Origin of the sequence: Pseudoalteromonas sp. Cn5-37 (assembly GCF_021532495.1) — a bacterium.
In the GTDB taxonomy this organism is placed as follows: domain Bacteria; phylum Pseudomonadota; class Gammaproteobacteria; order Enterobacterales; family Alteromonadaceae; genus Pseudoalteromonas; species Pseudoalteromonas simplex.
Map to the genome: position 1 here is coordinate 119,644 of NZ_JAKGBA010000006.1, position 22,883 is coordinate 142,526.

Genomic DNA, 22,883 nt, shown 5'->3' on the forward strand with positions numbered 1-22,883 from the left:
TCCTTGATATCCTTCATAACTTTTAACGTTGCTGCTCAAGCATTCCAGCATCGCTCAACAAATTATTTAGCTCATCAACAAGCTCAAACAATTCAGGCTCAATGTAATTTAAATCGCAATCACCTTTTAGTGCTGTCTCGAGTGTTTCGGCGAGGGATTTAAGTTTTGGCACACCAGTGTAACAACATGCGCCATGGAACTTGTGCACAATGCTAAGCACATGTTCACAATCTTCTTTTTCTATAGCTTCATTGAGCAGACGCAAGGTTTCCGGCACGCTGAGTAATAACATATTGAGCATTTCTAGTGCTAGCTCTTCTTTACCGCCAGCACGTTGTAGTGCTAACTGCCAATCTAAGCGGGCACTTTCAAATGGAGGCTCTGAATTAATTGCCGGAACTTTGTTGCGTTCGCGGTTAATCGGTGATTGTGGACTATGATCGCTAATTATCTGCTTTAGCATATCTTCATCAATAGGTTTGGTTAAATAGCCTTTAAAACCATCCTTAAGTAGCTGTTCTTTTTCACCCGCTAGGGCGTGAGCGGTTACAGCAATGATAGGGGTATCTTCATTAAGAGATGACTCGCGAATAAGTTTACATGCGGTAATACCATCCATAATTGGCATTTGGATGTCCATGAAGATTAAGTCATATTTGTGGCTTTTACTTAAGCTGTAAGCTTGTGAACCGTTGTGTGCGGTATCTATCAGTTCTATTTGTTCATCAAGCAAGGTGCAAATAAGTTTAAGGTTGGCATCGTTATCGTCTACAACCAGTACTTTTAGCGGTAATAGTTTTTCATCGCCTTGTTCAATGTTATGTACAGGGTGATCAAGGCGATAAGGTGCAGCAAGCACTTCGCATAATTTACGGTGGTTAAGTGGTTTGCTTAAGCACGCATCTGCTCCGCTGCCAATAAAGGCTTCGCGCATATTATGCGAAACTGTATTGAGCATAAGGTAAAGATAGTCAGTGACAGGGCGAACGGCTTTTACATAACTCTTGAGCTGTTGCATATCATCAATTGCAGCTGTATGACCGATAATACAAATATCGTAACTGAAGTCTTTGTTAATCTCAGTTAAGAAACTTTCTTCATCTAAGCAGGCAGTTACTCGTGCTTGCCACTCATTGAGTAATGACAGAGTCGCTTGGTGTGTATGCTCGTGAGGTTCAAGGTAAAGAATACGTTTATTAATTAATGATTGAGTCGGTAAGTCACTGGTAATTGAGTTACTTGGCGTTCTGAATACGGCATTGAATGTAAAGCAGGTACCATTACCAGGTGCTGAGTTTAGGGTGATGCGGCCATTCATAGCTTCAACAATATGTTTAGTGATGATTAAGCCAAGACCTGTGCCACCAAATTTACGGGTGATACTAGAGTCTGCCTGGCCAAATGGGGTAAATAACGCATCTTGTTTATCCATTGGGATACCTACACCAGTGTCGGTGACAGACACTAAAATAGAGGCGCGTTCTTCATCTAATAAGCGATAGCCAACATCAACTTTGATTGAGCCTTTTTCAGTAAACTTAATGGCATTACTTAACAGGTTGATTAAAATTTGTTTAAAGCGGGTCGGGTCGCCAGTTAAGTTGTCGGGTACTTGTGGGTGGATAAATATCGATAGCTCAAGTTGTTTTTCGTGAGCACTTGGTGCCAACAAGGTCATAACTTCATTAATATTGTCACGGAGCTGGAATTGCATTGACTCAAGTTCCATGGCTCCGGCTTCTAATTTCGAAAAGTCTAAAATATCGCTGATAATGGTAAGTAAACTATTTGCCGACAGTTCAATGGTATCAAGATAATCTTTTTGATGTTTATTCAGCGGAGTCTTATAAAGCTGGCGTGTAAAACCAATTACACCATTCAAAGGTGTGCGTAATTCGTGACTCATTTTAGCTAAAAAGTCTGATTTTACTCGGTTCGCGTCTTGCGCGTCTTTTTTAGCAATACTTAACTGAATATTTTGGGTTTCGTATTGTTCGAGTGTTTCGCGGTAATCAGAGGTTGCTTGGTCAATGTGCTTTTGCATCTCATCGCGTTGCACGACCATAGTTTCTGCAATGGTATTTAAACCTGTGCGTAATAACTCAAACTCGCCAAACATTTTTTGATCAAGTCCAGTGTCTACTTTACCTTCAATAAGCTTGTCGGTAGCTAGTACTAACTTATTAAGAGGCTGAATAAACATGCGAGTTAGTCTAAACGCTAATACGATAGCAAGTATGAGCGCGAGTAATATCACTACGCCACTGACCAATAATGCTCGTTGCTGGCCAATAATGGCTTGTTGTTTGTTAAGCATAATCACCACAGTACCAAGTGATGCTTGATAGCTGTGATGATTCCAAATCGTGTCTTGGCGGCTATGATTAATTATGGCAGTGGAGAATGTTAAATAGTGCTCAGAATTTTGTACTTGGATGCCATCCATGTTGTTTGCATTGCTGCTAACAATTTCTTTGAACTCACTTTGGTATTTACTAAAAATCACTAACTCATTGTTTTCATCAAAAATAGCAATTGATTGGATAGCAGGGGAGTGTTTGTTGTGCGTATGACTAACTAAGCGAGTTAATAAAGCTTTATCACGCTTTAATAGCGGTTGCTCAACAGCAATGGCGAGGGGCTCAATAATAGTCACGCCTTGTTGATACAAAATTTCATCGAGCTCAATGTAACGATTTATTGTAAAATAACCGCCCAGCAACAAGCCTATGATCACAGTCGGTATAAGTGTAAGGGTTAAGACTGAGTCACGTAAGCCAAATTTAGTCATAAAGAATGTTGTTATCATTATTATCGTTGTTTAAGAGTATATACTTACTCCCGCTTTATCAATAATTAAGGTGTTGCCCAATGGCACAGATTTTCAAAGCCAAAAAGAAATCCGTTTCGCAAAAAATGCTAACCCTGAATGTCACTGCTATGGATCACCAAGGGCGGGGCGTTGCTAAGCAGGGGAATAAAGTCTGTTTTGTTAATGGTGCTTTGCCGGGTGAAGAAGTAAAAGCATTATTGATTGAAGATAAGGCACGCTTTGCAAGTGCTGATTGTAAAAAAGTGCTATCAGCCTCAGCGCATAGGGTTACTCCTTTTTGCCAGCATTATCAGGTTTGTGGTGGTTGTCAGCTACAGCACCTTGATGCAGAGCAGCAATTGGTTGAGAAGCAAGCGGCGGTGAGTCAGCTGTTTAGCAAGTTTGCCAAAGCTGATAACTTAAATTGGCAAGCACCTCTGCTTAGTGAAGAGCGCCATTATCGTCGCTCTGCGCGCATTGCCGTAATGCACGACAAAGCCGCAAAGAAAATGCGAGTAGGGTATCGGGCTCAAGGTTCTAAACAATTAGTGAGCATAGAAAACTGTGATGTGCTGAGCGGCACTTTTAAAGACGTTTTTTCAGTTTTTGATGTTCTTATCAACAGCCATTCAGGTCTGAGTAGCATTAGTCACTTACAATTATGTGAAGCTGATAACGCGGCCTTTGTGGTTATTAGGCATACCAAAGCCATTAACGCAGAGTTAAAAGCTATTGTAGTCGCAGCGTGTGATGAATATAGCTGGCGTGTTGTGTGGCAGTCACACAGTGGCGAAATTGATCACAGTGACCATCCAATGCCGTACTACCAGATACCGGCTTATGATTTACGCTTTGAGTTTGGCCTTGAAAACTTTATTCAAGTTAACCCGCAAGTAAACCAAGCTATGCTGCATCAAGCAAAACAGTGGCTTGATTTACAAGGTCATGAGCAGGTATTGGATTTGTTTTGTGGCATTGGTAACTTTTCATTATTGATTGCAAAGTATGCTAAATATGTTATTGGTGTTGAAGGGGTCGATTCTGCGGTTGCATTAGCAAAACAAAATGCGCAAACTAACTCATTGTCGAATACCGATTTTTATTGTTTTGATTTAACAAAATCACTGCAATCAGCTGCTTGGTTTAGTGCCGAACTTGACGTGTTAGTACTTGACCCATCACGTACTGGTGCAATGGCTATTTTAGAGCAGTTACCACTTACTCAGTTTAAAACGATTTTATACGTCTCTTGTGATCCTGTTACTTTAGCCCGTGACAGTGCAATTATTTTACAAGCAGGCTTTAGCATTGAAAAAATTGGGCTTATGAATATGTTCCCGCATACCGGGCATATTGAAACGATGGCGTTATTTCACAGGAGGTAAAGCGCACATGGTAGCCACTAGACAGTCACATCAGCTAACTAAGCCGAGTGATTTTGCCAGCCGTATCGAGCTGTTAGCGCTAACAGAAGACAAACATACCTTATTAGAGCAGGCTCACCAACTGTGCCTGCATTGCGATGATGCAAAACGTGAAAACACAGCCATTGAAATGGTGGAAATTTTAGCTGAGCTAAATTTAGACGCAGATTCCCTTGCTACTGCTTTTTTAACGCCTTATTTTTTAGCTGAAAAAATCTCGATAGAGACAGTCACTGAAAAGCTGGGTAACCACGTTGCATTATTACTAACAGGCGTAAGCCAAATGGCGACCATCAGTACCTTAGCCCACCAAGGGAAAGGCACTGTACAAATTGATAATATCCGCCGCATGTTATTAGCCATGGTTGAAGATGTGCGGGCTGTAGTGATTAAACTGGCAGAGCAAGTGTGCCACTTGCGTGATGTTAAAGACGCCAGTGAAGAAGAGCGCGTTATTGCCGCTAAAGAAACTCGCGACATTTTTGCCCCCCTTGCTAACCGTTTAGGGATTGGCCAGCTTAAGTGGGAACTTGAAGACCTGTCGTTCCGTTATCTGCATCCAGATACCTATAAAAATATCGCTAAACAGCTAGATGATAAGCGCCTTGCCCGTGAAGCTTACATGGAGAACATGGTTGCTTTAGTTAAAGCACGCTTGGCTGAGGCGGGTATTGAAGGTGAGGTGTATGGTCGCCCTAAGCATATCTACAGCATCTACAAAAAAATGGCACAGAAGAACTATGAGTTCGACCAGCTTTTTGACATTCGCGCTATGCGCATAGTGGTAGAGCGCCTGCAAGATTGTTACGCGGCGTTAGGTATCGTTCATACTAACTGGCGCCATTTAAATAAAGAATTTGATGATTACATCGCAACACCTAAACAAAACGGTTATCAGTCAATCCATACCGTGGTATTTGGCCCTGAAGGTAAAACCGTTGAAATTCAAATTCGTACGAGCGAAATGCATCAAGATGCTGAGTTAGGTGTTGCTGCGCATTGGATGTACAAAGAAGGTGCATTGCCAGGGCGTGGGTCGGGCTACGAGCAAAAAATTAGTTGGTTACGTAAGTTACTGCAATGGCAAGAAGAAGTTGTTGATGGGAGTGATCTTGCGGAAGAGCTTAAAAACCAAGTAGTAGAAGACCGCGTTTATGTGTTTACGCCTAAGGGTGATATTTTCGATTTACCGCTGGGTGCAACACCACTTGATTTTGCTTATTACATTCACTCAAATGTAGGGCATCGCTGTATTGGCGCAAAAGTGTTCGGCAAAATCGTACCCTTTACTCACCAATTAAGCACCGGCGATCAGGTTGAAATTTTAACTCAAAAGCAACCTAACCCAAGCCGTGATTGGTTAAACCCATCGCTAGGTTATATTAAGTCTTCACGAGCACGCTCTAAAATCCATCATTGGTTTAAGCAGCTTGATCGCGATAAAAACTTAAATGCCGGTAAAGAGATTCTTGAAACTGAGCTGCAAAAACTGGATTTAACAACTAAAGATCTAGCGCCAGCTATTGAGCGTTTTAACCTTAAAGGCCTTGACGACCTTATGGTTGCGGTAGGTGCTGGAGATGTTCGCTTAAACCAGTTATTAAACTTCATTAGTGACCGTGAGCATGACGAACCACAAATTAAGTTTAAAAAGCCAAAAAGTGTCACTGGCGATAAGAACGGTATTGTTGTTGATGGGGTAGGTAGCTTAATGAGCCATGTTGCTAAATGCTGCCGACCTGTGCCGGGCGATGAAATTATTGGCTACATTACGCAAGGCCGAGGGATTGCAGTTCACCGTGAAGATTGCGATTCGTTTGAGAAACTTCGTGAAAAGCATCCTGAGCGGGTAATATCAGTAAGTTGGTCAGACGACATTAATGGCTCTTACTCATTAACGATTAAAGTTGAAGCCACTGACCGCTCAGGTCTTATTCGAGATATCAGCTCAGTGCTTGCAAACGAAAAAGTGAATGTGCTGAACATGAACGTCAACACAATTGAAGATAAGCAACTTGCGCTGTTTTCAATGCAGGTTGAAGTACATGACTTATCAAGCACCAACCGCTTATTGTCTAAGTTACACCAAATCGAAGGTGTACATGATGCAAAGCGTGGTCACTCGTAATGGATGATAAACAGGCAATTGAGCAATCGCTTGCAATTATGGCCAAACTACGGGACCCAGAATCTGGGTGCCCGTGGGATTTAAAACAAGACTTTAAATCGATTGTACCGCATACCCTTGAAGAAGCTTACGAAGTAGCAGACTGCATTGAAAAAGGTGAACTCACTGAGCTTAAAAGTGAGCTTGGCGATTTACTTTTTCAAGTCATCTTTTATGCTCAACTTGCTAAAGAGCAGGGCTTATTTGATTTTGCCGATGTGGCTAATACGCTTAATGATAAATTAGTTCGTCGTCATCCCCATGTCTTTGCAAAGCAAAGTGAGCTGTCGGACGCTGAGCTTTCAGCGCAGTGGCAAGCTATTAAAGCACAAGAGCGAGCAGAAAAAACCGCCTCTCCACAAATGAGTTTATGGCAAGATATTCCTGATGCGATGCCGGGCTTATCAAAAGCGAAGAAGATTCAACAGCGTGTAGCAAGCCTAGGGTTTGATTGGCCAAGTTATCATGGGGCACTCGATAAAGTTGCTGAAGAAGTAGACGAAGTTAAAGAAGCACTGGCTCATGATCCTAACTCTGATCATAGTGCAGAGGAGCTGGGTGATTTACTGTTTGCAACGGTAAATGTAGCCCGTCATATTAAACGTGACCCTGAGCAATTATTACGAAGTGCCAATGCTAAGTTCGCGTCACGCTTTGAAAAAGTGGCTGCTTACTTAGGTGAACGTGGTCAAAGTTTAGAGACGGCTAGCCTCGAAGAAATGGACAACGCATGGGAAGCCATTAAAAAGCAGGCAAACTAGGTAAGTTATGATACGGCTTGGGTACAGCGTAACCAAGCTCGTTTTTTGTGCACTTATTTGCTAATTTTATCTGGATTGATAGCAGTCCCTTTGCTACAATATCGCCCCGTCTTGATTCTATATTATTCCTTTTAATTCCTGATATTCTAGGGTTCGCATGAGTACAAAATTTATCTTCGTAACTGGCGGGGTTGTTTCTTCGTTGGGTAAGGGTATTGCAGCAGCGTCATTAGCCGCTATTTTAGAAGCACGTGGTCTTAACGTGACTATTTTAAAGCTGGATCCTTACATTAACGTTGACCCAGGCACTATGAGCCCAATTCAGCACGGTGAAGTATTTGTAACTGAAGACGGTGCAGAGACTGACCTTGACTTAGGTCACTATGAGCGTTTCATCCGTACCAAGATGACTAGCCGCAACAACTTCACACAAGGTCGTGTTTATGAAGATGTATTACGACGTGAGCGTCGTGGTGAGTACCTTGGTGCAACAATTCAGGTTATTCCACACATCACAAACGACATTAAGCAACGTGTATACGACGGTGCTGAAGGTCGCGATGTAGCAATCGTTGAAATTGGCGGTACAGTTGGTGACATCGAGTCACAACCATTCTTAGAAGCAATTCGTCAGCTTGGCACTGAAATTGGCCGTGAGCGCGCATTGTTTATCCACCTAACGCTAGTGCCATTCTTAGGCCCTGCAGGTGAAGTTAAAACTAAGCCAACACAACATTCAGTAAAAGAATTACGTTCGATTGGTATCCAACCTGATATCTTGATCTGTCGTTCTGATCGTAAATTACCAAATAACGAGCGCGCGAAGATTGCACTTTTCACTAACGTTGAAGAGAAAGCCGTTATTTCATTACCAGACGTAGAAAGCATCTATAAGATCCCTGCGTTACTTAAGTCACAAGAATTAGATAACTTCGTATGTCGTCGTTTCTACCTTGAGTGCCCAGAAGCAGATTTATCTGAATGGGAACAAGTGTTATATCAAGAGTCTAACCCGACAGGTGAAGTGACAATTGGTATGGTTGGTAAGTACATCGAACTACCAGATGCATATAAATCAGTAAACGAAGCATTAAAACATGCAGGTCTGAAAAACCGTTTAACTGTGAACATCGAATATGTTGATTCACAAGACTTAGAAAGCAAAGGTACTGAGTTATTGTCTCACTTTGATGCTATCTTAGTACCTGGTGGCTTCGGCGGCCGTGGTGTTGAAGGTAAGATCTTAGCGGCTAAATATGCACGTGAAAACAAAGTTCCTTACTTAGGCATTTGTTTAGGTATGCAAGTAGCGCTTATTGAATATGCGCGTAACGTTGCAGGCCTTGAAGATGCAAACTCAACTGAGTTTAACGCAAACTCTGCGCACCCAGTTGTTGGTTTAATCACAGAGTGGCAAGATGCTGACGGTAACGTTGAAATCCGTGATGAGCAATCTGACCTAGGTGGCACTATGCGTTTAGGTGCACAGAAGTGTCACTTAACACCAGGTTCAAAAGTAAGCGAAGTATACGGAAGTGACGAAATAGTTGAACGTCACCGTCACCGTTATGAAGTGAATAACCACTTTGTAGAGCAGCTTGAAAAAGCTGGCTTAAGTTTCACTGGTTTATCTGAAGATAAGAAACTAGTCGAAATCATCGAGAATAAAGATCACCCTTGGTTTATTGCCGCGCAATTCCATCCGGAATTTACGTCAACGCCACGTGATGGTCACCCGCTGTTTGAAGGGTTTGTTGCAGCTGCACACACTCACCAAAAAGCGTCATCGTAATTTAAATAGGCCGTGCTATATGCACGGCTTATTTGTTTTAAAAAGCCAGCAACAATAAAGCTGGCACTAACTCACCATTTTCGGGAAAAGAGGAATCAAGATGTCAGAAATCGTAAAAGTGATTGGTCGCGAAATCATGGACTCGCGTGGTAACCCAACTGTTGAAGCTGATGTACATTTAGCTGATGGTTCATGGGGCCGTGCTGCAGCACCTTCTGGTGCATCAACAGGTACTCGCGAAGCGCTTGAATTACGTGATGGTGATAAAGCACGTTACCTAGGTAAAGGTGTTTTAAAAGCAGTAGGCTATATCAATAACGAAATCGCTGAAGCGCTTAAAGGTCAAAACGCAGTGGATCAAAAAGCGGTTGACCAAGTAATGCTTGACTTAGATGGTACTGAAAACAAAGAAAAACTAGGTGCAAATGCTATCTTAGCTGTGTCTTTAGCAACAGCTAAAGCGGCTGCTAACTCTAAAGGCGTAGAGCTTTATGAGCACATTGCAGACTTAAACGGCACACCAGGTGTTTACTCAATGCCATTACCTATGATGAACATCATCAACGGTGGTGAGCACGCTGATAACTCTGTTGATATTCAAGAGTTCATGATCCAGCCAGTTGGCGCTACAAACTTCCGTGAAGCGTTGCGCATGGGCGCTGAAGTTTTCCACAGCTTAGCAAAAGTACTTAAAGCTGAAGGTCACTCTACATCAGTAGGTGATGAAGGTGGTTTTGCTCCTAACCTTGAATCAAACGAAGCGGCACTTGCTGCAATCAAGGTCGCTGTTGCAAATGCAGGTTATGAGCTTGGTAAAGATATCACTCTAGCTCTAGACTGTGCGGCATCTGAGTTCTACGACAAAGAAGCAAATATCTACGACCTTAAAGGCGAAGGTAAAAAATTCACTTCTGAAGAATTCAACCACTTCCTTAAAGGCCTTACAGAGCAATACCCAATTGTTTCAATTGAAGACGGCTTAGATGAGTCTGATTGGGATGGTTTCGCACACCAAACACAACTAATTGGCGACAAAGTACAATTAGTAGGTGATGATCTTTTCGTAACTAACACAAAGATCTTAAAGCGTGGTATTGATAACGGTATTGCTAACTCAATCCTAATCAAGTTCAACCAAATCGGTTCATTAACTGAAACGCTTGCTGCTATCAAAATGGCTAAAGACGCTGGCTTCACAGCTGTTATCTCACACCGTTCAGGTGAAACTGAAGATGCGACAATTGCTGATTTAGCAGTAGGTACTGCAGCGGGTCAAATCAAAACGGGTTCATTAAGCCGTTCTGACCGTATTGCTAAGTACAACCAATTACTTCGCATTGAAGAAGTATTAGGTGAGAAAGCACCTTACAATGGTCTTAAAGAGGTTAAAGGTCAGTAATCTGGCTTTTAGCTCATCAAGACCTTAAAAACCTCCTTCGGGAGGTTTTTTATAGCGTAAACTTTAAGTAGTAACAGCAAGCTTTTGTAATCAATATAAAAATGATAATGTTTTAAAGATTATTGTGTTTTGTTCTATTTAATCTGAGGGTAATGTGGCTGGCAAGTTAATTTTTGAATTATTAGAAGCGCGGTTCAATGGCAAAATAGTTGAAAATTCGGCCATAATTGATTACGCGGTTAAAAATCAAGACTTTGCGAGAGCTTGGTTTTACCATGCTATATCATCTTCTTTGCTACATGATGAATTGATTAACTGCCTTCTAATTGCAAAGTATCATAATTTAAATGAACTTGAATTGTTGTTTGAGTATTGGCCTAAATTGCAGTTTCAAAAGTGTCAGCTATTGAAAGCCTCGCCTCATCTAGTTAGTAAAGTCCCTGAGATTAATGAGTTGCTAACTGAAGAGCTGACTCAACTAATTCAAATGTTGTTACCCCTTCCTGTATCGCAAAATCTTGGTGATTCTCGAGTTAACTTACTCGACAGTAAAATGAATGATGAAGCCCTACAAAAAGTGATTGGATTTGCCAAAGAAAAATTAACTGATGCTAAACTTTATTCGGAACAACAAAAGAATCAGAAAGTAGATTCAATTCGAAATAATGATCAACATATTGTTACTTTACCAGTCAATGATTTTTTCACGGCACTTATTCAAAGATATATGTGTATTAATAATATTTTTGATTTGAAGTATGCTGAACCAGCTATCATTTATCGATATAAAAAAGGACAGCAGTATAAATGGCACTATGACTTTATCACCCCGAGCAATAGTGCAGCCCAAAAAGAAATAGACTTTTTTGGGCAACGAAAAAAAACAATCATTTTAAACCTTAATGAGGGGTTTAAAGGTGGGGAGACTGCCTTTAAGTTTTGGGAATTAGAAGTATCAGCGAAAGCAGGTCAGTTAATTCAATTTAACAATATGCTTGATACTAAAGTTGATAAAAGTTCAGTACATTCTGGAAAACCAGTAATTGATGGTGAAAAATGGATTTGTACTCTATGGTTCAGAGAAAAACCATTCTGGTTAAGAGCTTCTATTTGGAATTCATAGCTGAAATTGTTGTTTTAGGATCTCGCCAGTAAAGCTGGTTTTTAGATAAAAGCCGCGAGGTAAGGTTTTTACTATCTGGCCGTTCGGGCCAATTGCATCTGTAAGCGCTTTGCTATTGGCAGCTTTTGGCCTTATTTGCATTACATCACCTAAATGACCCGAAATTTCATCTACGCGACCAAGGGCAATTAGCTCCATTTGTTCTTCCCAATCACGATGTAAAAGGGCATCTTGCTCTGCACTTGGCTGCCATAAAAAGCCACTGCCTATGGTACGGTGAAAAGGCAGTATCTCACGTTCGCCTAAAATAGGTAACCACAAAACATGATTCAACTTTTTACGAACTGTGCTTTGCTGCCAAGTCATTCCGGTTACATTTAATAGCGGCGTTACCGAAACAAAGGTTGTTTCGAGAGGTTTCCCTTTAAATGAAATCGGCAAGGTTTTTAGCTCAATGCCTAACTCTTCAAAATCAGGTGTTGGTTTTGAACCCGCTGTTGCGCCAAGCACATATTCGATAAGTTGCCCGGTCCAGCCTTTTTCACGAAGTAAATCGTCAGGGGTTTTAAACTTATATTGCTCGGCTAGCTGCCCTAGGGTTAGGCCAGCAATAGCATCAACACGTTGCATTAATTCGTTTATAGAAGCGGGTTTTATTGGTCGCATAAGGCGTTTAATTGATTGTCTATTTATCCGGTTCATGATAGCAAATGCACGCCTTAGTGGATATCTTTGTGTTTGGGTGTTTTTTGCGCACGTTAAGTGTGGGCTAAAAATAATCAGTTTTATTTTGCGGTGTCATATCCTAACTAATTGATATTTATCTTTTTTACTGTTTTTGTACGGGGTTTCCATTTCATTAATTAATCAGTTGTTTGTATAAATACAGATATATAAACATGTTTATCCACAGTTTCTGTGGAGAAAGTGGATATTTAAACTGTGGATTGTGGATTTGTTTGCAATTTAGGCATGATTTATAAAAGTTATGCACAAGCTGTGGGTAAGGTGATGAAAATACGGTTGTAAATAGTTATTTTAATCAAACAGCACATTTTTATAATAATTATTTCGTAACACCTTGATTAAACGTGTTTGTTAAAAAATAAATTTTCAATCTAATTTAGGCTTAAGTGTAAAGTGTTTGCTGTATCGCAGGTTATGTGGAACAATCAATAAAAATCGACTTACAAATGAGGCACTAAGGTGATTGATGCCGAAGGTTTTCGTGCCAATGTCGGAATTGTAATTTGCAATAATCAGGGACAAGTATTTTGGGCTCGTCGCTATGGTCAGCACTCTTGGCAATTTCCCCAAGGTGGTGTTGATGACGGCGAAACAGCAGAGCAAACCATGTACAGAGAATTACACGAAGAAGTGGGCTTGCTTCCTGAAGACGTTGAGATCGTCGCAAGTTCTAAACATTGGTTACGCTATAAATTACCCAAGCGTTTAATTCGCAGAGACTCAAGTCCTGTGTGTATTGGGCAAAAACAAAAATGGTTTTTACTGAAACTTCGCTGTAAAGATGAAGATGTAGATTTACTTAAAACTCATCACCCCGAGTTTGATGATTGGCGATGGGTGAGTTATTGGTATCCGGTTAGGCAAGTTGTTTCGTTTAAGCGCGATGTATATCGTCGAGTAATGAAAGAGTTTGCTCCGTTTGCAATGCCGTTTAATAAACGAGAGCAACACAAAGATCATTGGCGACATAAACGATAAGGGCAACCTTATTTAAATCAAAGGAGCAGCATCATGTTAGCCACGCTCAGATCAATTGCTGAGGCAGTGTCGCAACAGGCGGACTTGAATAGTGCGCTGGGGTGTTTTGTGCAAATGGTAAAAGATGCCATGCAAACACAGTGCTGCTCGATTTATTTTGCAGATTATAGCCAAGATAACTTTGTATTGATGGCCACCCAAGGCCTCAACCCAGATGCAGTGGGTAAGTTTCGTATAGGTTTTACCGAAGGTCTCGTGGGTCTTGTTGCTCAGCGTGAAGAGCCTATAAATATTGCTTTTGCTAAGTCTCACCCTCGTTTTAAACTCTCACCTGAAGTTAATGAAGAAGGCTATAACGCATTTTTGTCAGTGCCAGTCGTGCACCAGAAAAAGGTTTTAGGCGTTATTGTTGTTCAACAAAAACTAGCCCGTGTTTTTAGCCCTGACGAAGAGTCATTCTTAATTACGCTTTCGGCCCAGCTAGCTTCTCAGTTAGCTCATGCAGAAATAAAAGAAATATTACGTGTCGATGAGTTTTCACACCAAACCTCAGTACTAAAAGGGGTATCAAGTGCACCAGGTATTGCCATAGGTGAAGCCTTTGTGGTGATCCCTAAGCTCGACTTCAGCTCCATTGAACTGCAAAAAGACGACGATGTGAGCACCCAGCGTAAGCTATTTACCCAAGCTGTGGCTGCGACGCGTAACGAGTTTAATACCTTATCTATGACTCTGAGCGACTCTATTCCGCAAGAGGCACTGGCGGTATTTGATGTTTATCAGCAGTTACTTGATGCCAAAAGTCTTGGTCAAAATGTTGAAGCGCAATTACAACAAGGCTGGAATGCTAAAAGCGCCCTGAAAATTGTAATTGAGAAATTGGTGACTCAATTCAATGCCATGCAAGATCCTTACATTAAAGAGCGTGCTGTTGATGTTAAAGATATTGGTTTACGGGTTTTACATCACTTAGTTAATACTGAGCATGCGGCAAAACCTTACCCTAAAGACACTATTTTAATTGCCGGTACATTAACCCCTGCAATGCTTGCTGAAGTACCTAAAGGGCACCTTGCTGGGGTTGTGAGTGTTAATGGTGCGGCAAATAGTCATGCTTCAATTTTAACGCGTGCTATGGGGATCCCTGCTATTTGGGGCATTGAAGATGTGCCGTTATTGCAGTTTGAAGGCAAGCAAATGATATTAGACGCCTATGCAGGGCGTTTATATATTTCTCCTTCACAAATGCTGCAAGAGGAATACAGTCAGCTCAAATATCAAGAAGCCTTATTGAACGACCGTTTTGTGGCAGAGCAAAACCTTGATGCCGTCACTAAAGATGGCGAACACATTAGCTTATTACTAAACGCGGGTCTTGAATTAAATACCGAGCATGACAATAAGCCATTTTGCGATGGGGTAGGCCTTTATCGCACCGAAGCCTGGTTTATGCAAAAAGGCCAATTTCCTTCACAGTCAGAACAAGAAAGCTGGTATCGCGAAGTGCTCACTAGTTACCATCCTAATCCTGTGGTGATGCGTACACTCGATATTGGTGGCGATAAAGTTTTAGATTACTTCAATATAACAGAAGAAAATCCATTTTTAGGTTGGCGTGGTATTCGCGTTACCTTAGATCACCCAGAGCTATTTTTAGATCAGCTCAAGGCAATGTTAAAAGCCAATATTGGGTTGGGTAATTTAAAAATCATGCTGCCGATGATCAGTGGTTCAGAGGAAGTCGATGAGTCGTTAAAATTGCTCGAACAAGCCTATTTTGAGTTAAGTGAGCAATACCCTGAACAAGCCATTGAGCGCCCTGAAATCGGCGTGATGTTAGAAGTACCTTCAAGTGTATTTATGCTTGAAGAGTGGTCGCAAAAAGTCGATTTTTGCTCTGTGGGTAGCAACGATTTAACTCAGTATATGCTGGCAGTTGATCGCTCTAATGCCCGTGTTGCTGAGTTATTTAATCCTTATCACCCAAGTGTTCTTAGAGTGTTGTTAAAAATTGCACAAGAGTGTCAACAACATGAGTTGCCATTTAGTTTGTGTGGTGAGTTAGGCGGCGACCCTGAAGGCGCATTACTGCTGATTGCGATGGGTTATCGAAGCTTGAGTATGAACTATGCTTCGATTAGTAAAATTAAGTTTGTGCTTAGGCGATTAAATGTCAGTGATATGGAAAAGTTACTTGCAGAGTGTTTATTACAACCCACTGCAAAACATGTACTTAGGTTAACGCGTAACTTTATGATTGAACATCAACTCGGCGAGCTATTTTACACCCCAAGCCAAGGTCAATCATGAGGGAAAATTGTGCTGTGAAGCACTTATACCCAAGCCACCTCAAGATGTAGAATTCAGCGTTTCACAGGCGCTTAATATCAAGGCGTTACTTTGCAACAATGGCAGTCCCTTTTAAGAAGTAACAACGATGAGAGTAAGTGCCTGTGAAACGCCCAAAGGGTTGGTTTAAAAGCGATTTATACTGCGTTATTGATTTTAACAATAGAACCACTATTACTTGCAATCAATGCCTTGCCTAAATCGCTTTTAATTCCAACTGAAACTCGCATCTTGAGGTGGTTTGGGTATATATATTAGTTTAGTATATGTATATAACAAATTGAATATATGAGTGTGCTATGCATGACGTAATACTTTTAATGGTGTACTGCGCAATTTTGGGCAGCGTGGTTGGATTTTTAGCAGGATTATTAGGTATTGGTGGCGGTCTGATTATCGTGCCGGTACTTAGTGCGCTATTAGTATCGTTTAATGTTGCCGACCCAAGCCATGTATTAGTTATCGCGATAGCAACCTCGTTAGCATCCATTATTTTTACCTCGACGTCTTCAGCCCTTGCTCATCATCGTAATGCTAACGTGCCTTGGGAAATTGCTCCTTGGGTTATGACTGGCGTTGGCCTTGGCGCATTGATCAGTGGCTTTGCAGCAAGCTTTATCCCAGAGCAGCTACTGCGCTTTGTTTTTGCTGGTAGCGTGGTGTTTATCGCACTCAGAATGGTGTTATCGACACGAAAAAAAGTCGCCAGTGAAAAGCCGCTTCCATCAGGACCTATTCTTGGCTTTTTATGTGCCATAATGGGGGCGCTGTCAGGGCTAATTGGTATTGGCGGCGGGGCGCTTATTGTGCCGCTACTGCATTATTTTTCTGTTGATATTAAAAAGGCCATTGGTTGTGCTGCTGCTTGTGGTATTGTCATTGCGCTGTTCGGCTCGGTGGGTTACGTATCTGCCGGGTGGCAATTAACATCTTTCAGTGATGGATTTGCCGGATTTGTGTATTTACCTGCGTTAGTCGGGATTGTGGTTACCTCGTCGCTCATTGCGCCTATAGGTGCCAAGGCCACGCATTACTTGCCTGTGGCAACAATAAAAAAAGTATTCGCGCTATTACTTGTCATAATTGCGCTTAAAATGGTGTTTAGTTAAAGGTTTTTATTTTTATGGCTCTTCAATTTCCAGATATCGATCCGGTTATTTTTTCGGTAGGCCCGCTCAGCGTACGTTGGTACGGTTTAATGTATTTAATTGGTTTTGCTTTGGCGATGTGGCTTGCTAATCGTCAAGCAGAAAAACCAAACTCAGGTTGGACAAAAGAACAAGTTAGTGACTTATTATTTTACGGCATGCTCGGGGTAATACTCGGTGGCCGTATTGGTTATGTATTGTTTTATCAGTTCAGCTACTTTATTGAAAACCCTTTGTACTTATTCAGAATTGACCAAGGTGGCATGTCGTTCCATGGCGGTACGCTAGGTGTGATTACAGCCATTGCTATTTTTGCCTGGACACGTAAAAAATCATTATTTGAAGTGGGCGATTTTGTAGTGCCACTGGTGCCGCTTGGTTTACTAGCCGGACGTATTGGTAACTTTATTAATGGCGAGCTATGGGGCCGAGTGACTGATGTACCTTGGGCGTTTATTTTCCCATCAGGTGGCCCAGAGCCTCGTCATCCATCACAATTATACGAAGCCTTTTTAGAAGGTTTGGTGCTGTTCTTAATCTTACAATGGTTTATCAAAAAGCCTCGTCCAGCGGGTAGTGTTGCTGGGGTGTTCTTACTTGGCTATGGTGTATTTAGGTTTATTGTTGAATACTTCCGTGAGCCAGATGCTCATTTAGGTTTATTTGCAGGCTTTATTTCGATGGGGCAAATACTGTCATTGCCGATGGTAATTGGTGGCCTTGGTTTGTTAATATGGGCCTATAAAAAGCCGCAACACAGCGTGGCAAGCAAAGCATAACAAGAGCAAATCAATGAAACAGTATTTAGATTTATGTCAGCGTATTGTTGACGAAGGTGTGTGGGTTGAGAACAAACGCACAGGGACCAAGTGTTTAACCGTTATTAATGCCGATCTTGAATATGATGTGGCAAATAATAAGTTTCCGCTAATAACAACGCGCAAGAGCTTTTACAAAGCGGCGATAGCGGAGTTACTTGGTTATTTACGTGGTTACGACAGCGCTGCACAGTTTCGTGATATCGGCTGTATGACTTGGAATGCAAACGCAAACGAAAACAAAGCTTGGCTAGAAAACCCACATCGCCGTGGTGAAGATGATATGGGTCGAGTGTATGGTGTTCAAGGGCGCAGTTGGCAACGCCCTGATGGTAGCCACCTTGATCAGCTTAAAAAGGTTATCGATAACTTATCAAAAGGGATTGATGATCGCGGTGAAATCGTCACTTTTTATAACCCTGGTGAGTTTGAGTTAGGTTGTTTACGCCCTTGTATGCATACGCACACCTTTTCTTTATTGGGCGATACCCTATACTTAACATCATACCAACGTAGCTGCGATGTGCCGCTGGGTTTGAACTTTAATCAAATTCAATGTTTTGTGTTACTTGCTCTAGTTGCACAAATCACCGGCCACAAACCGGGTAAGGCGTATCATAAAATAGCGAATGCGCATATTTATGAAAACCAACTTGAGTTGATGCGTGATGTGCAGCTTAAGCGTGAGCCATTCGCGTCGCCAGAATTAAAAATAAACCCAAATATTAAATCACTAGAAGACATTGAAAGCTGGGTTACAAAAGACGATTTTGAAGTAGTAGGTTATCAGTGTCACGATGCAATTAAGTATCCGTTTTCAGTTTAAGAACAATAAAATTTAAGGAGAAATCAATGAAAGCAGTGATCCCAGTTGCTGGTCTTGGCACGCGTATGTTACCTGCAACAAAAGCAATCCCTAAAGAAATGCTTCCTATTGTTGACCGCCCGTTGATTCAGTACGTTGTGAATGAAGCAATTTCAGCAGGAATTAAAGAAATTGTTTTAGTAACGCATTCAAGTAAAAACTCAATTGAAAACCACTTTGATACCAGTTTTGAGTTAGAAGCAACGCTTGAAAAGCGTGTTAAACGTCAGTTACTTGCTGAAGTACAGTCAATCTGCCCGAAAGATGTGACTATTATCCACGTTCGTCAAGGTGAAGCGAAAGGCCTTGGTCATGCGATAAATTGTGCGGCGCCTATTATAGGTAATGAACCGTTTGTTGTTATCTTACCGGATGTGATCATCGATGATGTTGCGAGCGATCTTAAAAAAGATAACTTAGCTGAAATGATCCTGCGTTTTGAAACCACCGGTGAGAGCCAAATTATGGTTGAGCCTGTGCCGCAAAACGAAGTAGACAAGTTCGGTGTAGTAGACTTAGGTGATGTAACAATCAATCAAGGTGAAAGCGCCGCAATTTTGAATATGGTTGAAAAGCCTCCTATTGATCAAGCTCCATCAAATCTTGCTGTTGTGGGTCGCTATGTACTGAGCAAAAATATTTGGCCATTACTTGCAAAAACTCCAGCTGGGGCAGGTGATGAAATTCAATTAACAGATGCCATAGCCATGCTAATGGAAAAAGAAACGGTTGATGCATACTCTATGAAAGGTAAAAGCCATGACTGTGGTAGCAAAATTGGTTATTTAAAAGCCATCGTTGAATTTGCTTTACGACGTGAGGAATTCAAAGATGAATTGAGCGACTTCATAAAGTCGTTGGTTAAATAACCAATTCTATTTACTTAGTAATAAATTATGTTAAAAAAGTGCCTATATGGCACTTTTTTGTTATTTACAAGCAGCTGACAATTGTTGATTATTAACAAATTAGGGACTTTTCTGATATACCTTTGTCTTATAGGGTTGTTAAGATGAGTATGGTGATTAATTGCTCTAATTCAGTTAGTTAACTGAGTAATGAAAAGCATTAATAATTTTGCTGCAAATTGTTTATGTTATAAAGCTACTTTTTACTAACAACATGATTTGCAGCGAATTAAAGCACTAAACTGAAATTATAATAAAAACATAATGTTAGTGTTTATTTTCAATATCTTAAATTATCTTTTAGCTTTTGATGTACAGGTAAGTACTAACAGATAGTCTTCTTCAAAGTAAGAAGCAATTTTTTAACGGTACGTTTAAGAATCCTGATTATGAAAGATTACTTCAAGCCTTTTCGCTGCAGTATATATCTAATGGTGTTATTAACTGTTTCTGGTTGCAGTAATGAGCTGCTGCTAAGCTCTACCGTTAATTCTATGCAAAGTTTTGCACTTCGCTTAATCGATCCTATTTTTCAAATTAATGTAAAAACTAGTTCTGAGCTTCAATCAACGGCTACACAAAAAAATACCCTAACCACTGCTGCTATATTAGCACCTACAAAACCTAATTATACTTTTGCGTTACAGTTAGCATCAGTTAGCTCTGAGACCGCAATAGAAGTCACCTTTCATAAAATGGCAAAACAAGCGCCTAGTATTTTTCAAGGTAAACCAATTTTGAATGTTGAAGTTGCAGACGTGCATGATAGAACTTTCTACCGCTTAAAGTTTGGAGGCTATAAGTATTTAAAAAATGCGAAAGCTGACTGCGCGGCTATTAAGCGACAAGGTATTGATTGTTGGGTTAGTAAATACACAGATAATCGAATTTATTTTTAGCGTCAAATATTCACTCTAAAGGTGGCATTTTTATTGCTAATATTTAAGTCTGTTTTTTAGAATTGACGTCACCATGCATTTTTCTATTTTCTCTAAATATTTATTGTTAACCATCTGCTTAACTGCTTTAACAGCATGTATGATGAGCCAAGAACAAAGCCAGCCTGTTTATACTGAACAGCAGGTACAGCAATTTGCTGCCGAGTGGCAAAATCAACAGCCTAGCATTGAACGTCTTGCTGCAATGGAAAAAGACCTTGCGTTGTTAATCGAGGTACTTTCGGCTAATAGTGATTTAACTGCACAACCATCGGCATTTGAGCCGCAAAATGATGTGATCTATCACCAAAGTGAGCAAATACAATCTCAGCAATCATCATCAATCGACTCATTAGAAACGATTATTGCTGCAAACAAAGCAGCAGAAGCAGGTGTGCAATTAGGTTTATATTTAACGCCGAAAAAGGTCAGACATCAGGTCTTGAACCTTAAACGTGATTATCCTGCTGTTTTAAATGACCTAGATTTTCGCTTTAAAACTCGTGAGCAAAAAGGGGTAACCTTGTATGGATTACGAGCAGGTCCATTTGCAAATTATACTCAGGCGACAGCTTTTTGTGAGATAGCCAAAAGAATGGGGCAAACTTGTGTGACAGCCCCTTTTATTGGGGAGATGCTATAAGTATCTTTCCTCTTGGAAATTAGGGGATTAACCTTAAAGTATTTGTTCTAGAGGTCGATAAAGCTTAAGATACAGCAAAATGGCTTAGCCATTTATTTATAAGGACTTAATATGAAATTACCTCTTTCTTTAATTGCATGCTCATTAGCATTTTCTGCTTTTTATTCTTATGCCACTACTGAATCTTTCAGTGCAACAGTAAAGGTTCAAAACTCAGTTGTTTTAACAAAAGGGAATGATCTAAATTTTGGTACTATTCGTGCCGTAGCCGATCCTTCAGGTGCTGCGCAAGCTGTTTTAACAATTAACCCAGAACCTGATGCAAGCCCTGTTTCAACAAGAACAGATGCATCTCCTGCGATTATTTCAATTATTGAGCAAGGGTCTCCTGCTTCATTTACGGTATCGGAAGCGGTGCCAAATGCGCGTTTGTCGATTACTGATCCTACTGCTAGTACTTTAGCTTCTGATGGACAAGGTTTAAATGAGCCAAACTTTATTGTTGATGAATGGAAGTATTTTATTACTTCAGGCCCAAATGCAAATGCTTATTACCTTCCAGGCAGCCCAAATTTAACAGCAGATGCAGACGGCAGTGTTGAGTTTAACATTGGTGCCAATTTATCTACCTCAAATTCGGCGTCATCTGAGCCTTATCGTGATGTTGAGTATACCGGCACTTTCCAATTAGAAGTTGCTTACTAAAAATACTAGGTAATTAGTCATGCGCTTTTTGCTTTTAGCTACTGTTTTATTTTGTGTGTTCTCAACACCCTTACAGGCTGCGAGCACAGAGCAACAAGCGCTTGATTTTGGTACTCTAGTTATTCTAGCTAATACAAATACCAGCTCTGTAATCGTCAAAGATGATGGCAGTATCAATACGCAGGGCTCGGTTTATGTTCTTAAAAATGGCCGCCCTGCAGAATTATTACTTACTGACTTTCCAGCTAGAACTCAGCTAACTATGAATCTAGTTGCCCCAGTTGACTTAACACATGATATCGATGGCAACTCGAGTGCTGGATTTTCTGTACGCCTTAATGGTTTTCCTAAATATGTGATTACCAATGAATTTGGTGAAGCAAAAGTATTTATTGGCGGTATTTTAACGACAGACCGTAGCGCTAAACCATACGCTGATGGTCAGTATTCTTCTACAACTTATTTAGAAATATCAGTCGATTACTAAGGATAGATATGTTCGCAAAACGTCTTTTATGTGGACTTCTTTTTGTTTTTTTCAGTCAATATGCAACGGCAAACTTACTTATTTCACCAACGCGGGTTTCATTTGATGAGCGCCAACGAAGCGCAAAAGTCACCGTCATTAATAGCTCAGAAGAGTACCGTACATACCGCGTGGTATGGAGCGAAAAATTAGCGCTACCTGGTGGGGGCTATCAAACATTGAGTGAGCCAGTAACCACGAGCCTTTCTCCTATGGCACGCTTATCACCAAAGCAAATTCGCTTAGCACCTGGCGAAAGGCAAACGATTAAAATAGCAATTAGAAAGCCTAAGGATTTGGCTAAAGGGGAATATCGTTCCCATTTACTATTTCAAGCCTTACCAAATGAAGATAAGGCAGCTAAGGCTGGACTTAAAGTGAATATGATTTTGAGTTTTAGTATTCCAGTTGTATATCGTGAACAAGGTGAGCTGCCAAAAGTTGCATTTCAAACTGCAGAAATAGTTGAAGATTCTCTAAACAAAAAACCAAAAATTGCCGTTAAATTAACTGAACAACAAGGTTTTAGTAGTTACGGTCGACTTAGCGCGTATATTACTAATTCTGCAGGTAAACAAGAAAAAATCGCAGAAATCGGGAATCTAAGCCTATACCCTGAAGTTGAACAAGCGACTGTGTTGTTAGATTTATTCTCTGGTAAACAGTTGCCAAAACAAGGGAACATTGAGCTTAAATATCAAGGTGCCGATGAGTATGAAGGCGTCGATTTTGGCTCATATTTATTGCCTATTCGACATTAGGGATTAATGCGAAAAAATT

General features: G+C 40.8%; 19 protein-coding genes. 17 read left to right on the forward strand and 2 right to left on the reverse strand.

The window, feature by feature from the left end; all coding sequences use genetic code 11:
• Positions 1-22: 22 nt before the first annotated feature.
• The gene (gene barA, locus L1266_RS10475; RefSeq protein WP_187490621.1) at positions 23-2,791 is read right to left on the reverse strand and encodes a two-component sensor histidine kinase BarA; all 2,769 of its coding nucleotides are present in this window, start codon (positions 2,789-2,791) and stop codon (positions 23-25) included.
• A gap of 80 nt (positions 2,792-2,871) precedes the next feature.
• Between barA and rlmD the strand changes: the two genes are divergently transcribed.
• The 6 genes from rlmD (at position 2,872) to L1266_RS22400 (ending at position 11,478) form a co-directional block, all read left to right on the forward strand.
• A complete protein-coding gene (gene rlmD / locus L1266_RS10480; protein ID WP_235377486.1) occupies positions 2,872-4,197 on the forward strand; it encodes a 23S rRNA (uracil(1939)-C(5))-methyltransferase RlmD in 1,326 nt (441 codons plus the stop codon).
• A gap of 7 nt (positions 4,198-4,204) precedes the next feature.
• Positions 4,205-6,364: a GTP diphosphokinase gene (relA, locus tag L1266_RS10485; RefSeq protein WP_235377487.1), complete on the forward strand. Its 2,160-nt coding sequence runs from the start codon at positions 4,205-4,207 to the stop codon at positions 6,362-6,364.
• On the forward strand, positions 6,364-7,164 hold the full coding sequence (mazG, locus tag L1266_RS10490; protein ID WP_235377488.1) for a nucleoside triphosphate pyrophosphohydrolase: 801 nt from the start codon (positions 6,364-6,366) through the stop codon (positions 7,162-7,164). Before relA ends, mazG begins: the two co-directional genes overlap by 1 nt.
• A gap of 157 nt (positions 7,165-7,321) precedes the next feature.
• Positions 7,322-8,956 carry a CTP synthase gene (locus tag L1266_RS10495; RefSeq protein WP_235377489.1) on the forward strand — a complete coding sequence of 545 codons (1,635 nt, stop codon included), beginning with the start codon at positions 7,322-7,324 and terminating at the stop codon, positions 8,954-8,956.
• Positions 8,957-9,056: 100 nt separating this feature from the next.
• Positions 9,057-10,355, forward strand: a complete 1,299-nt coding sequence (gene eno, locus L1266_RS10500) for a phosphopyruvate hydratase (RefSeq protein ID WP_062566760.1) — start codon at positions 9,057-9,059, stop codon at positions 10,353-10,355.
• Between the two features lie 154 nt (positions 10,356-10,509).
• Positions 10,510-11,478: a prolyl hydroxylase family protein gene (locus L1266_RS22400; RefSeq protein ID WP_235377490.1), complete on the forward strand. Its 969-nt coding sequence runs from the start codon at positions 10,510-10,512 to the stop codon at positions 11,476-11,478.
• Here the strand turns inward: L1266_RS22400 and mutH are convergent.
• On the reverse strand, positions 11,473-12,144 hold the full coding sequence (gene mutH, locus L1266_RS10510) for a DNA mismatch repair endonuclease MutH (RefSeq protein ID WP_235377491.1): 672 nt from the start codon (positions 12,142-12,144) through the stop codon (positions 11,473-11,475). The genes L1266_RS22400 and mutH overlap by 6 nt on opposite strands.
• A gap of 540 nt (positions 12,145-12,684) precedes the next feature.
• Between mutH and rppH the strand changes: the two genes are divergently transcribed.
• The 11 genes from rppH to L1266_RS10565 all read left to right on the forward strand — a co-directional run bounded on the left by rppH (position 12,685) and on the right by L1266_RS10565 (position 22,864).
• Entirely contained in the window at positions 12,685-13,203 is a 519-nt protein-coding gene (rppH, locus tag L1266_RS10515; protein ID WP_054562240.1) for an RNA pyrophosphohydrolase, read from the forward strand.
• Between the two features lie 33 nt (positions 13,204-13,236).
• On the forward strand, positions 13,237-15,513 hold the full coding sequence (gene ptsP, locus L1266_RS10520; RefSeq protein WP_217874758.1) for a phosphoenolpyruvate--protein phosphotransferase: 2,277 nt from the start codon (positions 13,237-13,239) through the stop codon (positions 15,511-15,513).
• Positions 15,514-15,851: 338 nt separating this feature from the next.
• Positions 15,852-16,661, forward strand: a complete 810-nt coding sequence (locus L1266_RS10525; protein ID WP_235377492.1) for a sulfite exporter TauE/SafE family protein — start codon at positions 15,852-15,854, stop codon at positions 16,659-16,661.
• A gap of 14 nt (positions 16,662-16,675) precedes the next feature.
• On the forward strand, positions 16,676-17,479 hold the full coding sequence (lgt, locus tag L1266_RS10530; RefSeq protein ID WP_054562237.1) for a prolipoprotein diacylglyceryl transferase: 804 nt from the start codon (positions 16,676-16,678) through the stop codon (positions 17,477-17,479).
• Between the two features lie 13 nt (positions 17,480-17,492).
• On the forward strand, positions 17,493-18,344 hold the full coding sequence (locus L1266_RS10535; protein ID WP_138600286.1) for a thymidylate synthase: 852 nt from the start codon (positions 17,493-17,495) through the stop codon (positions 18,342-18,344).
• Positions 18,345-18,370: 26 nt separating this feature from the next.
• On the forward strand, positions 18,371-19,252 hold the full coding sequence (gene galU / locus L1266_RS10540) for a UTP--glucose-1-phosphate uridylyltransferase GalU (protein WP_235377493.1): 882 nt from the start codon (positions 18,371-18,373) through the stop codon (positions 19,250-19,252).
• A gap of 470 nt (positions 19,253-19,722) precedes the next feature.
• A complete protein-coding gene (locus L1266_RS10545) occupies positions 19,723-20,190 on the forward strand; it encodes an SPOR domain-containing protein (protein ID WP_235377494.1) in 468 nt (155 codons plus the stop codon).
• A gap of 73 nt (positions 20,191-20,263) precedes the next feature.
• Entirely contained in the window at positions 20,264-20,872 is a 609-nt protein-coding gene (locus L1266_RS10550; RefSeq protein ID WP_082389317.1) for an SPOR domain-containing protein, read from the forward strand.
• A 111-nt stretch (positions 20,873-20,983) separates the two neighbouring features.
• Entirely contained in the window at positions 20,984-21,577 is a 594-nt protein-coding gene (locus L1266_RS10555; protein WP_235377495.1) for a DUF4402 domain-containing protein, read from the forward strand.
• A gap of 19 nt (positions 21,578-21,596) precedes the next feature.
• On the forward strand, positions 21,597-22,064 hold the full coding sequence (locus L1266_RS10560; RefSeq protein ID WP_054554359.1) for a DUF4402 domain-containing protein: 468 nt from the start codon (positions 21,597-21,599) through the stop codon (positions 22,062-22,064).
• Positions 22,065-22,072: 8 nt separating this feature from the next.
• Positions 22,073-22,864, forward strand: coding sequence for a fimbrial biogenesis chaperone (locus tag L1266_RS10565; protein WP_235377496.1), 792 nt, complete (start codon positions 22,073-22,075; stop codon positions 22,862-22,864).
• Positions 22,865-22,883: the final 19 nt, after the last annotated feature.

What these genes read in the sequence shown, in the direction of transcription:
- L1266_RS10560 (WP_054554359.1), top strand. Translation starts at nt 21,597, where the DNA reads ATGCGCTTTTTGCTTTTAGCTACTGTTTTATTTTGTGTGTTCTCAACA.
- lgt (WP_054562237.1), top strand. Translation starts at nt 16,676, where the DNA reads ATGGCTCTTCAATTTCCAGATATCGATCCGGTTATTTTTTCGGTAGGC.
- mutH (WP_235377491.1), bottom strand. Translation starts at nt 12,144, where the DNA reads ATGCGACCAATAAAACCCGCTTCTATAAACGAATTAATGCAACGTGTT.
- L1266_RS10535 (WP_138600286.1), top strand. Translation starts at nt 17,493, where the DNA reads ATGAAACAGTATTTAGATTTATGTCAGCGTATTGTTGACGAAGGTGTG.
- L1266_RS10545 (WP_235377494.1), top strand. Translation starts at nt 19,723, where the DNA reads ATGGTGTTATTAACTGTTTCTGGTTGCAGTAATGAGCTGCTGCTAAGC.
- ptsP (WP_217874758.1), top strand. Translation starts at nt 13,237, where the DNA reads ATGTTAGCCACGCTCAGATCAATTGCTGAGGCAGTGTCGCAACAGGCG.
- galU (WP_235377493.1), top strand. Translation starts at nt 18,371, where the DNA reads ATGAAAGCAGTGATCCCAGTTGCTGGTCTTGGCACGCGTATGTTACCT.
- L1266_RS10525 (WP_235377492.1), top strand. Translation starts at nt 15,852, where the DNA reads ATGCATGACGTAATACTTTTAATGGTGTACTGCGCAATTTTGGGCAGC.
- barA (WP_187490621.1), bottom strand. Translation starts at nt 2,791, where the DNA reads ATGACTAAATTTGGCTTACGTGACTCAGTCTTAACCCTTACACTTATA.
- L1266_RS10565 (WP_235377496.1), top strand. Translation starts at nt 22,073, where the DNA reads ATGTTCGCAAAACGTCTTTTATGTGGACTTCTTTTTGTTTTTTTCAGT.
- rlmD (WP_235377486.1), top strand. Translation starts at nt 2,872, where the DNA reads ATGGCACAGATTTTCAAAGCCAAAAAGAAATCCGTTTCGCAAAAAATG.
- eno (WP_062566760.1), top strand. Translation starts at nt 9,057, where the DNA reads ATGTCAGAAATCGTAAAAGTGATTGGTCGCGAAATCATGGACTCGCGT.
- L1266_RS10495 (WP_235377489.1), top strand. Translation starts at nt 7,322, where the DNA reads ATGAGTACAAAATTTATCTTCGTAACTGGCGGGGTTGTTTCTTCGTTG.
- mazG (WP_235377488.1), top strand. Translation starts at nt 6,364, where the DNA reads ATGGATGATAAACAGGCAATTGAGCAATCGCTTGCAATTATGGCCAAA.
- relA (WP_235377487.1), top strand. Translation starts at nt 4,205, where the DNA reads ATGGTAGCCACTAGACAGTCACATCAGCTAACTAAGCCGAGTGATTTT.
- L1266_RS10555 (WP_235377495.1), top strand. Translation starts at nt 20,984, where the DNA reads ATGAAATTACCTCTTTCTTTAATTGCATGCTCATTAGCATTTTCTGCT.
- L1266_RS10550 (WP_082389317.1), top strand. Translation starts at nt 20,264, where the DNA reads ATGCATTTTTCTATTTTCTCTAAATATTTATTGTTAACCATCTGCTTA.